Consider the following 13,342-nt stretch of genomic DNA (forward strand, 5'->3'; position numbering starts at 1 on the left):
CAGCCGCTCTATCGCCGGACGGACGTGCTCGCCGTCATCGGCACTCTTTTCGTGCTGACCGTGGGCGCAACGGTCTTGGCCGAGGCGGGGCTGATCTCGACATCCTTCGTTAAGACGCTGGGCAAGACGCTGTGCCTGTGTCTCGTGGCGGTCGCGATGGACCTCGTCTGGGGCTACACCGGAATCCTCTCGCTGGGGCACATGGCGTTCTTCGGGATCGGGGGCTACGCCATCGGCATGTGGCTCATGCGGGCGCGGACGGAGGGGATCGTTGCCGCCCAGCTTGAACGTGCCGCCCTTCCCCCCACGCCCGCCGAAATCGATCAGGCGGCGGCGACGCAAATCTTCGGTGTCGTCGGCTCGGACGAGTTTCCCTGGATGTGGGCATTCTCCGATATCCTCGCGGTGCAGCTTTTGGCTGTCGTCGCAGTGCCGGGCCTGCTGGCGCTGATCTTCGGCTGGTTGGCGTTCCGCTCGCGCGTGACCGGGGTTTATCTCTCGATCCTGACGCAGGCGGGCACGCTGGCCCTCTCGCTTTGGCTGTTCCAGAACGACAGTGGACTACGCGGAAACAATGGGCTGTCGGGGCTCCAGAACCTGCCAGGGCTCGAGACCGTGCCACAATCGACCATCTCGCTGTGGTTCCTCTGGGCGTCTGCGGTGGCCCTGGCCCTGACCTACCTCCTGGCCGCCTGGACAGTTTCGGATCGCTTCGGTTCTGTGCTGCGTGCGATCCGCGACGACGAGGCGCGTGTCCGGTTTCTTGGCTACGAAGTGGAGGCCTACAAGCTCGCCGTTTTCACCGGCACCGCCATGCTCGCGGGGGTCGCGGGCGCGCTGTACTATCCGCAGGCGGGGATCGTGAACCCGGCCGAAATCGCGCCCATTGCGTCGATCTACCTGGCCGTCTGGGTCGCCATCGGTGGTCGCGGACGTCTTTACGGGGCAATCATCGGCGCAGCGGCGGTCTCGCTTCTGTCGTCGTGGTTCACCGGGGGCGGGGCGCCGGACATCGACCTGGGGTTCTATGAGATCCGCTGGACGGATTGGTGGCTCGTCCTGCTCGGCTTCGGGTTCGTGGCCATCACCCTCTTCGCGCCTGACGGGATCGGCGGGCTCTTCGATCGCTTCAAACGGCCCGTGCGCGTCGGTGACATGGGCCCCGATCAGGGAAGTCTGCGCCGCGAGGAAGCGCGGCTCGACGGAAAGGAACCCGCAGAATGAGTGCCCTTCTCGAAGTGTCCGGCGTGACAAAGGCGTTCGACGGCTTTCGCGCCATCGACAACCTGTCGTTCACCATCAGCGAGCCGGAACTGCGCGCGGTCATCGGACCGAACGGAGCAGGCAAGACGACATTCATGGACCTCGTGACCGGCAAGACCCGGCCCGACAAAGGCACCATCCGCTATGGCGAGATGAGCACCGACCTGACGCAATTGAGCGAGGCGCGCATCGCCCGCGCCGGAATCGGAAGGAAGTTCCAGAAACCCACCGTGTTCGAGGCTCAGACCGTGCGGCAAAACCTGCGGCTCGCGCTCAAGGGCGTACGGGGACCGCTCGCGGTACTTAGGGGCCGGAACGCAGAGACGGCGCGCATTGCCGCCCTGGCCGAACAGGTCGGACTGCAAGAGGCGCTGGAGACCCCCGCGGGCATTCTGTCCCATGGGCAGAAGCAGTGGCTGGAGATCGGGATGTTGCTCGCACAGGAGCCGCGTCTGCTGCTCGTGGACGAGCCTGCGGCTGGGATGACGACCGCCGAGCGCGAGAAGACGACCGCCATGCTGGTGGAGGCCGCGCGGACCCGTGCCGTTGTCGTGGTAGAGCATGACATGGAGTTCGTCCGCCGTCTTGGATGCAGGGTCACCGTCCTGCACGAGGGCCGCGTGTTGGCGGAGGGATCGCTCGACCACGTGGTCGCCGACCCCGAAGTAATCGCCGTCTATCTGGGCCGCGAGGGGGAGGCTGCGTGATGCTGGCGGTACGGGATCTCACGCTGTCCTACGGCGGGTCGGTCATCATACCGGGCCTGGACCTGACGGCGCGCACCGGCGAGGTGACGGCGCTGATGGGGCTCAACGGGGTCGGCAAGACCTCGCTCCTCAAGGCGCTGGCTGGCCGACACCCCTCGGGTGGGACGACGACCTTCGACGGCATAGCCTTGCGTCCCGGCGCCCGCGCGCGGGCACGCGCCGGCATCGCCTATGTGCCCCAGGGACGCGAGGTGTTCCCGCTGTTGACGGTACAGGAGAATCTGGAAACCGGCTTCGCCTGTCTTTCGCGATCGGAGCGGATGATCCCCGACGCGATTTTCGATCTCTTTCCCGTTCTCGACCAGATGCGCGGTCGGCGCGGCGGCGACCTATCCGGCGGGCAGCAGCAGCAACTCGCCATCGCCCGCGCCCTCGTCACCCGTCCCCGCGCGCTGTTGCTCGACGAGCCGACCGAAGGCATCCAGCCTTCAATCATCGCCGAGATTGGCCGCGTCATCGAACGCCTCCGCGCGGAAGGCGAAATGGCGATCGTCTTGGTGGAGCAACGTTTCGACTTCGCCTGGGCGCTGGCAGACCGGGTTGTCGCTATGCGACGTGGGGAGATCGTCCATGAAGCTCCGCGTAGCGATACGGATCGCGACAAATTGCTCTCCCTCGTCTCCGTATAAGTGCCCGGCGGTCGTTAAGAAGCGTTTCGTTAACGTATTGTATCGGGAAAATCGGACCTTCGCGATGATATGGCGCATGGCGGTTCTATTTGTACAGCTGCCGTCCAGTTTGCGGTCATGCCGCTGGCGAGGTGAAAGTGCGCTTTTGGGAAGCTGCACGGCGGCATGTGGTAGACCGATGAAGGTCCGGTATGGGCCGTGACCGCAGTCCTGCGCCGCCTCAATCACGAAAAGGGCCCAGACGTAGCCCGTCTGATAGTTGTCGCACGCAAAACCCTGCACGCACTCGTCGTCCTCCAAAACAAGGAAAATAGCTTCGGCTATGTACCAAGTGACTTCGGCGTCAGTGAGGAGGGACGGGTCTGTCAGTCGGTTCTCCGAGGTGTTGTGGCGGATCGCATGGATGCGTGGCAGGTCGGCGTCCGTCGCTGCGCGGATTGTCGAACGCGATGATCTCATGTGCCAGCATCTACCGCCTTCATTCGGCGAGCGAACGACCAATCAGCTATGCTACTAAAAGGTAGGGGGCTATTTCGACGGGCTTCTTAAGGGCGCATCACTTGATGAGGCCCGTAGGAACAATCCAAAGCACGGAGAGGAGCGCGCGCCATTAACGCCTATCAAAGGCGCCCCATTGCCCTGCTGAGGGCGCGCCCGAGCGGACATCGTCAATATCGGGGCTGCCCTCATCGCAGATTGCGCAGTTCGCCGAACTAGTCGCCTTTCAGCACTCGACCGTCCGCGAGCGCGAGATTGATGGACCATGTGTCGGCATATTGCACCAGTCCATCGAGCCTGCCGTCGTCGTCGATAGTCCAGACGTGGACGAAGTTTGCCGTATGAACCTCAGTCGAGTTCTTGGGTGTGAGGTTGTAGGTTCCAAAGCTGAAAACGGAGCTCTCACCTACCTCGACCCGGTGGATGTCCACGGCGATGTCGTCGAATACCTCGAAGTAAAACGGTGTTAATTGCTCTTCGACCTGCGCGCGAGTAGTCAGGGTTTCGCCACCGAAGAAGCCGCTCGCGTGAACCCATTCCAACTCGTCGGCGAGCATGTCGTAGTCCATCGTCTCATACCACGTCTCGACAAGGGCACGGCGCTCTTCGGTGGTAAGGTCCTGCGCGATGGCAGGGGTCGCGCTTACAGCGAGCAGCAGCAAAGGGATAAGTCGGCTCATTTCGGAAGCTCCTTTTTCAGGGTTTGTATTCGGCAAGAAGCACGCGGGCGTCAGCCTCACTCACTCGCATGTCGTAAAGTGGCGCGCCGACCTCGAAGAGGGCCCCGTTCGCCAGGGACCCTACTTCGACGGGGGCGAAGCGGGCGTCCCTTACGAGATCCTCAGTCACCGACCGCGCAGCGGTATCGTCACCCGCGACGTAGATGGCCAGCGGTGGGCGAGACGCGCCTTCGGCGCGCGCGGCGAACTCGTCTGCGCGCATCATGTTGAACGCCTTGACGACCCGTACACCCGGAAGCCGGGCGGCGACGGCTTCGGTCTGGCTTAGCCCGCGCAGGTCGAGCGCGCCGTCGCGGTCACGATAGTAGTTCGACGCGGAGATCAGGACCTTGCCCGCGACGGAAGCGGGATCGATATCCAGCGCGGCAGCGTATGGCAGGGCATCGAGAACTACGTCGGCGCCGTCGACGGCCTGCGCAACCGTGCCTGCGGTCGCACCACGACCGGCTTGTGTGGCGAGATCGGCGAGGCGCTCGGGATGGCGCGATGCGAAGTGCACCTCGTGTCCCGCCTTGGCCCAGAGGCGCCCTAGATTGCCGCCGATACCGCCCGCGCCGAGGATGCCTATCTTCACCGTGCCGTCTCCGGGTACTCGCTGTCTTCGGCGGTCAAGGCAGCCGCGACGGCCCAGCTATCCTCGTAGACATTGTGAACGACAATCAGCCCGTCCCGAACCTCGAAGCGCTTCACGTTGTTCGATGCAACCGCGCAATCGCCCACTATCATCGATACCGTGGTCGCCGAGAAGGCATTCGGTCCGTCCACGGCAAGTGCGACGACCTCGGCATTCTCGATCGTGACGTTTGAAGTCAGCGTCTCTAAGAAGCTTCCGACGGCGTATTTGCCTCGATGCTCGCCGACCCAAGGCACCGATGGATCACCGTCGAGCCGCCACCGAACGTCCTCCGCCATCAAGGCCAGCATTGCCGAGCCGTCCCCTGCGGCCTGCGCCGCGCCGAAGGCCTCCACCACAGCGCGGGTATCGGCGGAATCCTGTGCGTTCACCGGGGCGGCGAGCGCTAGAGATAGGGCCGAGACAAGCACGGGGTGCGGGCAACGCGGCATGAGACGATCCTCTTTGGTGATGTCCTAACGGGAACGTTCGGCTCATCGTTCCGGTTCATGCCCATCCTGCGCGTTTGTTTGCCCAATCCGCGCATCACTTGCGCAGTTCAGAGCGGGTGACCCCATGGGCGCGGTGGACAGCGCGGCTGAGACCGGAAATGTTTTCGTAGCCGCAGCGATGCGCCACCTCTGAAAGGGCAGTTGCGTATCCATTATAAGTGTGCGAGCGCGAGCGGCCCGGCGGTGCAGGACATGGGTCCAGACCGGCTCTCCGATCGCGTCCTTGAACACGTGCGAGAACTGGGCCATCGGCCCCAGAACGGCTCTAGCGCGTTCACCCTTGCGCCATGCGCCTCAACTTGTGCCGCGGGGATGGCGAGGAACCTGACAGCGTGCGGGTCGCTCACTTCGGTTCGCTGGATCGCGCTGGGCGGGTAGCAGAGCAGGGAGGCGTCGAGCTCGCGGGCCACACGCGCACGCCCGCCGATCTCAATTGCACACTGGCGAGTATCGCCCCTCGCGTGCACGAACGCCACCTACAGGACGGCTGGCCCGACAGTATCGAAGGGTCCCTGGACTGCGTGGGTCATCATCGCGCCGGATCCACCGCGGTCGCGATGCTCGGACTGGAAGTCTGGGAACACGGTGCGTTCGTAGACTTGTCGATATGGGCCGTAGGAGTTGAGGTTGACTACTTGAGGCATAGGCATGTCGACATTCTAGCCAGGAAATGTCTCACTTGAATTACAAAAAAAGGGCGTCATACATAGCGCAGCGAGCTCATACTTTGTCGACAGTGCCGACATTCACCGGCTCCCCTAACCCTCCACCGCCACAAAGGTTTGTTTAAGGGAAGCTGCCTTGCAGCGTCAGGAAAGCCCGTGAATGTCCTCTAAGGACCGCTCGTGAAGATGCCCAATGTGAAGTCAAACTTGAAGTTTGAAATAAACACGTCGGCGATATTCTTTCCTATTCACCTGCCGCGAGGGTCGAAGCGCTAGTCTAAATTGGCAATAGGAAACTCTTCACGAACCACAGGATGCCGGTGCCCGGACCATCGCCTCGTTTGGTTGAGGTGTCCCAGACCACCCGCGCGCCATTACCGACTTTTAAATTGTAGCCGCTCAAGAAGGTATCCACCGTCGTGAGTGCCGCGAGGACACCGAAGGAGGTCTCCGCGCCCCAGGCGACCAGTTTTGGCATCGGCGCAGGTCGAGTGCCCTCCGCCTCGGAACTGATGCGGGCGGCTGCGGTCGTGCGAAGGATCAGGGTGCCTGGGCCTTCGGCGGCGTGGTAAACTATGCGGCCCAGCACAAGTGTGGTGATACTCAGGCTCGATATGCGCCGGACATGGACGTCATCGCTCATGCCGACGAAATCTGAGAATCGAAAGATCACGCGCTCTCCCTTTGCCAGACGCCAGACCACCAGTTCCGCAGGCTCGTCCACCTTGAGGTCGGCGTCGAACTCATCTTCTTCTTCGGCGCGATTGCCCTCGATGCGGTTCATTGCCCAGGTGCCGGATAGGATGCGCGCCACCGGAAACTTGAAACCCATGGGGCGACGGCGTGCGGGGGGCGGCCCCTCGAGCGTGACCCCCCAGCGAGAGATGAAATGCGCCTCAGGCACTGATGTGGGAATGGTAAAAAGCTGTCCGTGGCGCACTATATCCGATCTGGTTTCGGGCGGCTCGTGGGGCAAAAACTGCGCTGTCGCCCCAATGCCGCCTTTGGCGGAGAAAATTACCCTCGAGAATACGATCAGAAGGGTCTTTAGCAAAATAATTAGCCCGTAGATCAAGGCCAGTAGTGAGATGCCGCGCCAAATTCGGAAAGTATTCTGGATCGCTTCGCTTGTTTCACGCGACGTGTCGCGATGAAGCTCCGCAGAGAATTCGCGGATCGATTGTACCGCGCGCTCGGCATTTCCTTCGGCTTGGGTGTAGAGCGTCTCGATCTGGCCAGTCACCGCCCCGATTAGTTGTTCGTGCAGTCGGGTCATTAGGCGATTGACCCGCCGTGCGATCGTTGCCTCGACAATGCAGCCGACTTGCCAGAACCAGCAGCTTGGCACGTTGAGAGTGGGTAGGGTGCTGCGGGGGAAGGCGGCACGAATTTGCCGGTCCGCCTGATCGACAAAGTTGCCGCCCCTCAGCGTCTCGTATCCAGCCATTATGACGCCAAACTGGATGCGGATGTCCGACACGCCGATCTGCAATTGGCTCCAACGCCGGACGCTGCGCTCCAGCGCCTCTTCGCCGGTGGATTTTTCTGCCTTCCAGTCCGCGTAAAAGGCGTGCGACTTTTCACGGTGATCGCGCAGCTGTTCGCCTACCCAATCGTTCGCGGCAAGACGGCTTTGCGCAAGATCGACCATAGTGAAAAGGGAATTGAAACCTTCCCGCCGCGACAAATCGTTCATCTCCGCTTCGGTGATCAAGGTCGGGTCAATCTCCAGATCGGCGGCCAGCAGCGGGCCCATACTGCGCTCCAACTCGGTCCGCGCACGGTCAAATTCGGCAATCAACGTCGGCTGCACAATGAGGTTCAAGAGCGCCCACCAGGACAGGCTGAGGGCAACATAAATCACTGCCATCGGCCACCAAAGGCGCAGGGTGCGCAGAGAAGCCTGACGACGAACCTTCCCGTTAAGCTGGCCAAAGAACGCTCGGTTGTCGCGCACCATAAGCCAGAGCATCCGCAGCAGCACCGCGATCGTCAGAAACTGGAAGACCGCAATCAGGCTGGGTGTATAGGCGTCGAACACCAGCCCCATAAGGCCGCCGGACAGGAGGGCCATGTGATGCAGCGCTCCGTTGATGAGAAGGAGCGTGACATACCCCAGAAACCCCGTCGAAAGCAGATGCCCATGGCGCAGAAACAGGTAGGAGCAGGCCACGGCTAAGAGGGCATAAACCAGATGAACGGCCATTTCCAAGGGCGTGCCGAGGCCCGGCGCATTGAAGACGTTGATCAGGCACGACCACAACAGGAAGGCGGGAATAGGCCAAAGTGCGTACCAGCGCAGGCGAAACAGAAGCACCAGGGTCACGAGGCCCGCCACGGTCAGTACGCCCAAAAATGGTCCGTAATAGCCGGTTTGCGGATAAAGCGTCACGGTGTCCGCGAACGTCACGAGGATGCCGTTGCGCGCTGAGGTTACGGGATCCAGCACATGGCCATAGGCTGCCAGCATCGGGGTCCAGCCCAGAAACATGAGGAACCAGAAAAGCTGTCCAAGCGGGCGCTCGTCCTCGGAAATAATGGAGTTTCTCAAAGTGTGGCTCGGACAATTGGGTGGAATGTCGGAGCGTAACCAGAAATCCGCGAAACACTAAACAGAATTGTTCCGGGACCAGCGTCGCTTGATCAGCGAAAGCCTTTCTAGGCCGTGTTGGCAAGACAGGCTCACTTAAAGGGTCGAGAGCAAAGTCTGCGATTTGTGAGTTCGCGGCCTCTATGAAATTATAGTATCATCTACGGTTCGGTCTGACGAGCCGCGTCGCGGCGTTTTGAACGCAGGTCCAAAGTCCGCTCTGGGCCGCTGTTGATGTGCCCTCGTTGCCACGTGACTGCGGGTGTTGCGCCGCCTCGGAGGTCAGCTGCGAGCCCAGAATACCGAATGCCGCGAGCCACACGAGGCTACTTGGCTCCCTACATGTTTGGCAATTTACGACCTGCTCATGTCGTCAATATCCGATATGCACCCCGCGCATTTTGCCAAAACAAGGGCCGCCAAAAGTCTCATGAGCCGGTTGAACAACCCCGACAACCGACGCGTTACAAGAAAGCTGGTAACAGCGACAAGCTGTTAAGCAAGATGTGCAAAACAATGGGTGTCAAAAGCGAACCTGTTTTTGTAGCGCGCAAAACTAAAAAGCACGCCGATACAAAAGACATTGACCAACATGATGAGACTATATTGCACATGGATCACGGCAAAGAGCAGGGCGACAGCGACGATCGCGGCAATTGGCCCGAGACGTGTCGCCTCGAGCCCTTGAAAAGAAATCCGCGAAAGAGCACTTCTTCGAAAATTGGAACGAGAACAGCAATCGTAAGGACATAAAGCAGCGGGATATCGGCGGTCGCGAATTCCGTAGCAACATCGCCCACACCGACGGAAATCTCCAACAACTGTGGAATGATGCTGAAAATGATCTGAACGGCCACAAGAACTGCGGCTCCGATGCCGATCCACTTTAGCAGGGTCGAGAGCGGGACAGGGTGAAGGGCGAGATAGTCTTTGAGCCGCGATCCAGATTTCAGCTTGATGATCAGGACCGTCAGGATAACACAGACAACCGCTGATAGGACTAGCGAGGTGGTTGTGATGGCACCATCATTTAGCGCAAGCGCGGCGCTTTCGGGGTTTTCGAAATCGAGGTCTGAGTCTTCGTCGACAGCAGACAGAACCACGCCGATCGTTTGGGACATAAAGGATGCTGTGATGACAACAAACGTAAGCAGGACAGTCGCAACCGGTCCCCAGACAGTGGTTTTTTTCGGACATCGGACGCGCTTCTCTCTATAATGGACCGCGCTGGGTATAGCTGAGGCACCGGCACGACAACAGCAACTGGTCTCTGATTGGAGATCTGCCCTGAAGCGGACATTGCCGCAGCCGTAGCGAAAGCTCACTTCGTCCGCACGCTATCAGTTCGCCACACGCTCGATTTCGTGGCTACAGCGAAAGTCCAGTCTCGTGAAGCTGCGCCGCACCGCTAGGCTATATCGGCAATGGCCGGTTTGGGCTGTCTACAACTCCAGGCGCCGCTTCCGTCGCGAATATGCTGCATCGTATCTGAGCTCTTCTATCCCAAAGCTTCGGATTACAGAGGCAAGAATATCCCTGCCGCTTCGACAAGAACCAGTCCTTCCTTGGACTAGTCAAAAGCCTCTGCGACTACGAACCGTCTGAATGCGTATTGCATGGCAATCGTGGCTAAGCCTGTAATCAAGATCATCGTCAGCCAACCGGCCATACCAGGCAAGACCCACGTGGTCCTGAGCGTCATGAACGTAAAAGTTCCGACGCCAGCCGCCGCCGATACTGCGACGAGAATGATAACCATTTTCACTATGAACTCGACCACTGCACGACCGAGAAACTCGAAGTCCGCTCGGCCCATCGGAACGAGTTTTGCCGGGAACAGCAAGAAGATCGTGTTCTCGACCGCATAAATGAGAAAGGTCAACGGGAGAGCAAACAGTGCCAGAGCCAGAGCAACGGGAGCAGTGAGACGGTCCTCAAACAGCAGGACGCTGACAATCATTGTGAGCGCAACGATATAGGCCAGAAGCACCTGAACCACGAGTTGGCCCATGCAGATGCGCCATGGGGCGATCGGCAACATCTTATAGGTTTCCATTCGGCTGAGGTCGCCGCGAAAGTCGCATATCAACGTGCGCGGAAGGATGAAGGCAAAAAAGAAGAGGAGCATCACCAAGGCCCGGTCGTCCGTGATCGGTATTCCGACTACCGCGGCAAGAGGTCCCGCGCAGGCTGCGACGACAATGAAGACGGCGATGACTTTCGATGAGTTGCGGACGGCCTTGATGGCCTGGCGCCAGGCAATGGGCCCCACTCCTGCGAGCGTTGGAGCATTAGGGATCGAGCGAACCTCGATCCGCTCGGTGGCCCAGAACGACCCGCCCTGCTTCATACGTTCCCAGCGATCACTTAGCCGGGCGTTGTCCTTCAGCGAACGCTCGGATGTGCGACCGTCGAGCCTGACGACCGCCCATAGTAGCGCGACATTGATGAGGACCGCCATGATGCCCCAGAAGGCCAAATGCGAAGACTGGGTTCTTGCCAGAAAGAGTTCGGTAAAAACGATATAGGGTATCAGGATGACGGTGCCGATCCAGGAGTGGCGCAACTCCGACAGAAGGTCGAATATAGTTTGGTCAGGGGCAGCCGCAGCATAGACGATGGCACCGACTGCAAACACGAATAGCACTGCCATTGAAGGCCATTTCAGCCGCGCAAGCCTGTTGCCCTCGAATGCCTGCCAGGCCATGCCCGCGGCTGCGCTGTTCAACTGAACAAAAAGGAGCGTCAGAAACGCGGCGAGAAAGGCTGTAAGCACTGAACCCGTTTGCGCTTGCGCGAAGGGTATAATGAGGGCGGCGCTCAGTCCGGCGCCGGCGGCATAGGCGATGAACTTATAGAGGATCAGATCGCGACGGCTGAATGGCCCGACGAAAAGGAAATTGATCTCGGTCGGCGAGTAATGAAACGAAGGCCCCGTCGTGAGGACCACCGTAAGCAGCGTCATCCCAAGTAGTCCAAGCGGCATGAATGTGCTTATTCGAGCATGTATAGCCTCTGGATCGAAACGAGCAATATCGAGCAGCTCCGCGTTCGGAATGGTGTCTCTTGACGCGACCAGCAGCCAAACGATCCCGACCATTGCAAGCAAGAACAGCGCGCCGCGCAAGCTTATCACTTGCATCAGGCGCAGACGGAGCCCACCGCGCATTCGCATCACGAGAAGCTTAAGAAGCGCTGCGTCCATAATTCATACGTCACCCCTCTCTTTTTCTTGTGTGATCGTGAAATACGCCGCTTCAAGAGCTGAATTGCTGTCGGATTGACCAAACTCAGCAAGGACATCGCTCATGGTGCCAAACCGGCGGCACTCGCCGAGATTCAGCACCATAAGATGCGTACACAAGGTCTCGAACAGGCTCAGAAGGTGCGAGCTGATGATAATAGCGGCCCCCTCGCTGGCGCGTTCGCGTATCGCCTGTTGAATGCTGCGGATCCCGTCGGGATCGAGCCCGGTCAGAGGCTCATCGAACAGAATAGCTTTAGGATTGTGCAGAAAAGCGCAGGCAATCGCCACTTTCTGACGCATTCCGCGTGACAAGTTATGAACAAGCGTGTCGCGCTTATGCGAAAGGGTGAAGGATCGAAGAAGCTCTTCGGCACTTTCCTCAAAGTCTGCGACCTTATAGGCGGCGGCCGTGAAGGCGAGGTGTTCCCAAACCGTCAAAGTGTCGAACAGCCTTGGATCGTCAGGAATATACCCAAGATTATGTTTGGCTGCGATGGGGGCTTTGACGATGTCATGGTCCGCGATCGAGAGGTGCCCAGACGTCGGGGGAACAATACCGCAGAGAGCACGCAACGTCGTTGTCTTCCCCGCTCCATTCGGTCCGACAAGTCCAAGGATTTGGCCGGGCGCTACGGTAAAGCTGAGATCTTTAACGGCCGCGAAACCGTTGTAGTGCTTGCTGAAGTTCGTGACTTTGATCATTGATATTTGCTCGATAGGCGGTGCGCTGCCACATTAAATGACTGGCTTGGGTTCCAATACTGTTAATGTCGGGCATCAAGTTGAAATACCACCGCATATCGGCAGAGGGACCGCTTTGGCAGATTTTTCGGCCAGCACCAACGTCTGGCTTGTAGGGGGGGCGAGGGATGAAAGAACAACCAGGATTTTCGGGTAGATGTCAGTGTGGCGCTATCAGTTGCACGGTTTCTGCTGGTAGCGGGAAGGCGGATGCTTGCTTCTGTGAGACATGTAGATGAGCAACCGGTCCTCAGCTGAATGTGCTGTGATGTGTTAATATGCTCAGTTGGCGATTGTGCTCGCGCAGTGGATGTCTCCGTTGACGCGCTACGGCGTAGCATCGGGCCAATGTGCTGAAAATCCGGTATGGGCCGTTGGGCAGCGGCATCCGGACTTGTCGACCACCGGAATGTACGGCGCGATCTGGCGATCGACCAGTCAACCTAGCAGCGGCCTGATGCTATGTTCCGCACGATGCCGGTGAGATGGAAAAAGAACATCGCTGTTGCGACCATGATCGGTCCTGGCGCAGGTGCAATGAGAAGGAATAGCAGTGCCGCTGCCAGATTCATCCAAGTGGCCGGAGCGCCTTTTGAAAACACCCTTAAAGCGGAGGCACAACCAAACCGCCAACCACACCCCCGCCAGCTTCGATCGCCACTATCAGCCCATAGGCCGTCGCACCGGAGTTAAGACTTTCCTGAACGTGTAGAAAGAGCGCGATGAGCGCCATCTCGGCAAAGAAGTTCCAGAAGCCCGTGACCAGAACCAGCACACGCAATATCGGCTGGCCGATTATAAATCGAAAACGCTATGTTAGCTCGGGGCGCTAGGTATGGCAGGCAACGTTGCATCAAATCGTTGCGCACAGATACCGATATCTGCTTCGGGGAAGCTGCACTGCTGCAAAGCGACATTCGGTCAAGCTCGGCTAGGGCCGTCTTAGCCATACAGACCTTGGCTCACGACCGGGATACCGCACTGACTGCGATAACCGCATCAAGCCCACTTTCGCCGATGCTGCAGTCTTGACGAACGACAGCTTCGACGCCGCTCAGTATTGCCGTTGAGTGTTCC

At 59.4% G+C, this 13,342-nt stretch carries 10 protein-coding genes and 1 pseudogene; 3 read left to right on the top strand and 8 right to left on the bottom strand.

Annotation, left to right across the window (positions count from 1 at the left end; all coding sequences use genetic code 11):
- Positions 1-36: 36 nt before the first annotated feature.
- From urtC to urtE, 3 genes are read left to right on the top strand one after another with little or no spacing between them, the layout of a single operon-like run.
- Entirely contained in the window at positions 37-1,224 is a 1,188-nt protein-coding gene (urtC, locus tag AAD018_RS09395) for an urea ABC transporter permease subunit UrtC (protein ID WP_412005261.1), read from the top strand.
- On the top strand, positions 1,221-1,970 hold the full coding sequence (gene urtD, locus AAD018_RS09400; RefSeq protein WP_367316333.1) for an urea ABC transporter ATP-binding protein UrtD: 750 nt from the start codon (positions 1,221-1,223) through the stop codon (positions 1,968-1,970). Before urtC ends, urtD begins: the two co-directional genes overlap by 4 nt.
- Positions 1,970-2,659 (top strand): urea ABC transporter ATP-binding subunit UrtE, encoded by a 690-nt coding sequence (urtE, locus tag AAD018_RS09405; RefSeq protein ID WP_367316400.1) that lies wholly within the window; start codon positions 1,970-1,972, stop codon positions 2,657-2,659. Before urtD ends, urtE begins: the two co-directional genes overlap by 1 nt.
- 713 nt (positions 2,660-3,372) lie before the next feature.
- Here urtE and AAD018_RS09410 read toward each other — a convergent pair.
- The 8 genes and pseudogenes from AAD018_RS09410 to AAD018_RS09445 all read right to left on the bottom strand — a co-directional run bounded on the left by AAD018_RS09410 (position 3,373) and on the right by AAD018_RS09445 (position 13,040).
- The gene (locus AAD018_RS09410; RefSeq protein ID WP_367316332.1) at positions 3,373-3,837 is read right to left on the bottom strand and encodes a nuclear transport factor 2 family protein; all 465 of its coding nucleotides are present in this window, start codon (positions 3,835-3,837) and stop codon (positions 3,373-3,375) included.
- Between the two features lie 16 nt (positions 3,838-3,853).
- Entirely contained in the window at positions 3,854-4,471 is a 618-nt protein-coding gene (locus AAD018_RS09415) for an NADPH-dependent F420 reductase (protein WP_367316331.1), read from the bottom strand.
- Positions 4,468-4,962 (bottom strand): nuclear transport factor 2 family protein, encoded by a 495-nt coding sequence (locus tag AAD018_RS09420; RefSeq protein ID WP_367316330.1) that lies wholly within the window; start codon positions 4,960-4,962, stop codon positions 4,468-4,470. The genes AAD018_RS09415 and AAD018_RS09420 overlap by 4 nt, the downstream gene beginning before the upstream one ends.
- Before the next feature lie 1,002 nt (positions 4,963-5,964).
- Entirely contained in the window at positions 5,965-8,079 is a 2,115-nt protein-coding gene (locus AAD018_RS09425; RefSeq protein WP_412005232.1) for a hypothetical protein, read from the bottom strand.
- A 693-nt stretch (positions 8,080-8,772) separates the two neighbouring features.
- Positions 8,773-9,398: pseudogene (locus AAD018_RS09430) on the bottom strand (CPBP family intramembrane glutamic endopeptidase).
- Positions 9,399-9,847: 449 nt separating this feature from the next.
- Entirely contained in the window at positions 9,848-11,482 is a 1,635-nt protein-coding gene (locus AAD018_RS09435) for a hypothetical protein (protein WP_367316328.1), read from the bottom strand.
- Positions 11,483-11,485: 3 nt separating this feature from the next.
- Positions 11,486-12,226 carry an ABC transporter ATP-binding protein gene (locus AAD018_RS09440; RefSeq protein WP_367316327.1) on the bottom strand — a complete coding sequence of 247 codons (741 nt, stop codon included), beginning with the start codon at positions 12,224-12,226 and terminating at the stop codon, positions 11,486-11,488.
- A 643-nt stretch (positions 12,227-12,869) separates the two neighbouring features.
- Positions 12,870-13,040 carry a hypothetical protein gene (locus tag AAD018_RS09445; RefSeq protein WP_367316326.1) on the bottom strand — a complete coding sequence of 57 codons (171 nt, stop codon included), beginning with the start codon at positions 13,038-13,040 and terminating at the stop codon, positions 12,870-12,872.
- Positions 13,041-13,342 lie beyond the last annotated feature (302 nt).

This window comes from Aestuariibius insulae (assembly GCF_040783535.2).
In the GTDB taxonomy this organism is placed as follows: domain Bacteria; phylum Pseudomonadota; class Alphaproteobacteria; order Rhodobacterales; family Rhodobacteraceae; genus Aestuariibius; species Aestuariibius insulae.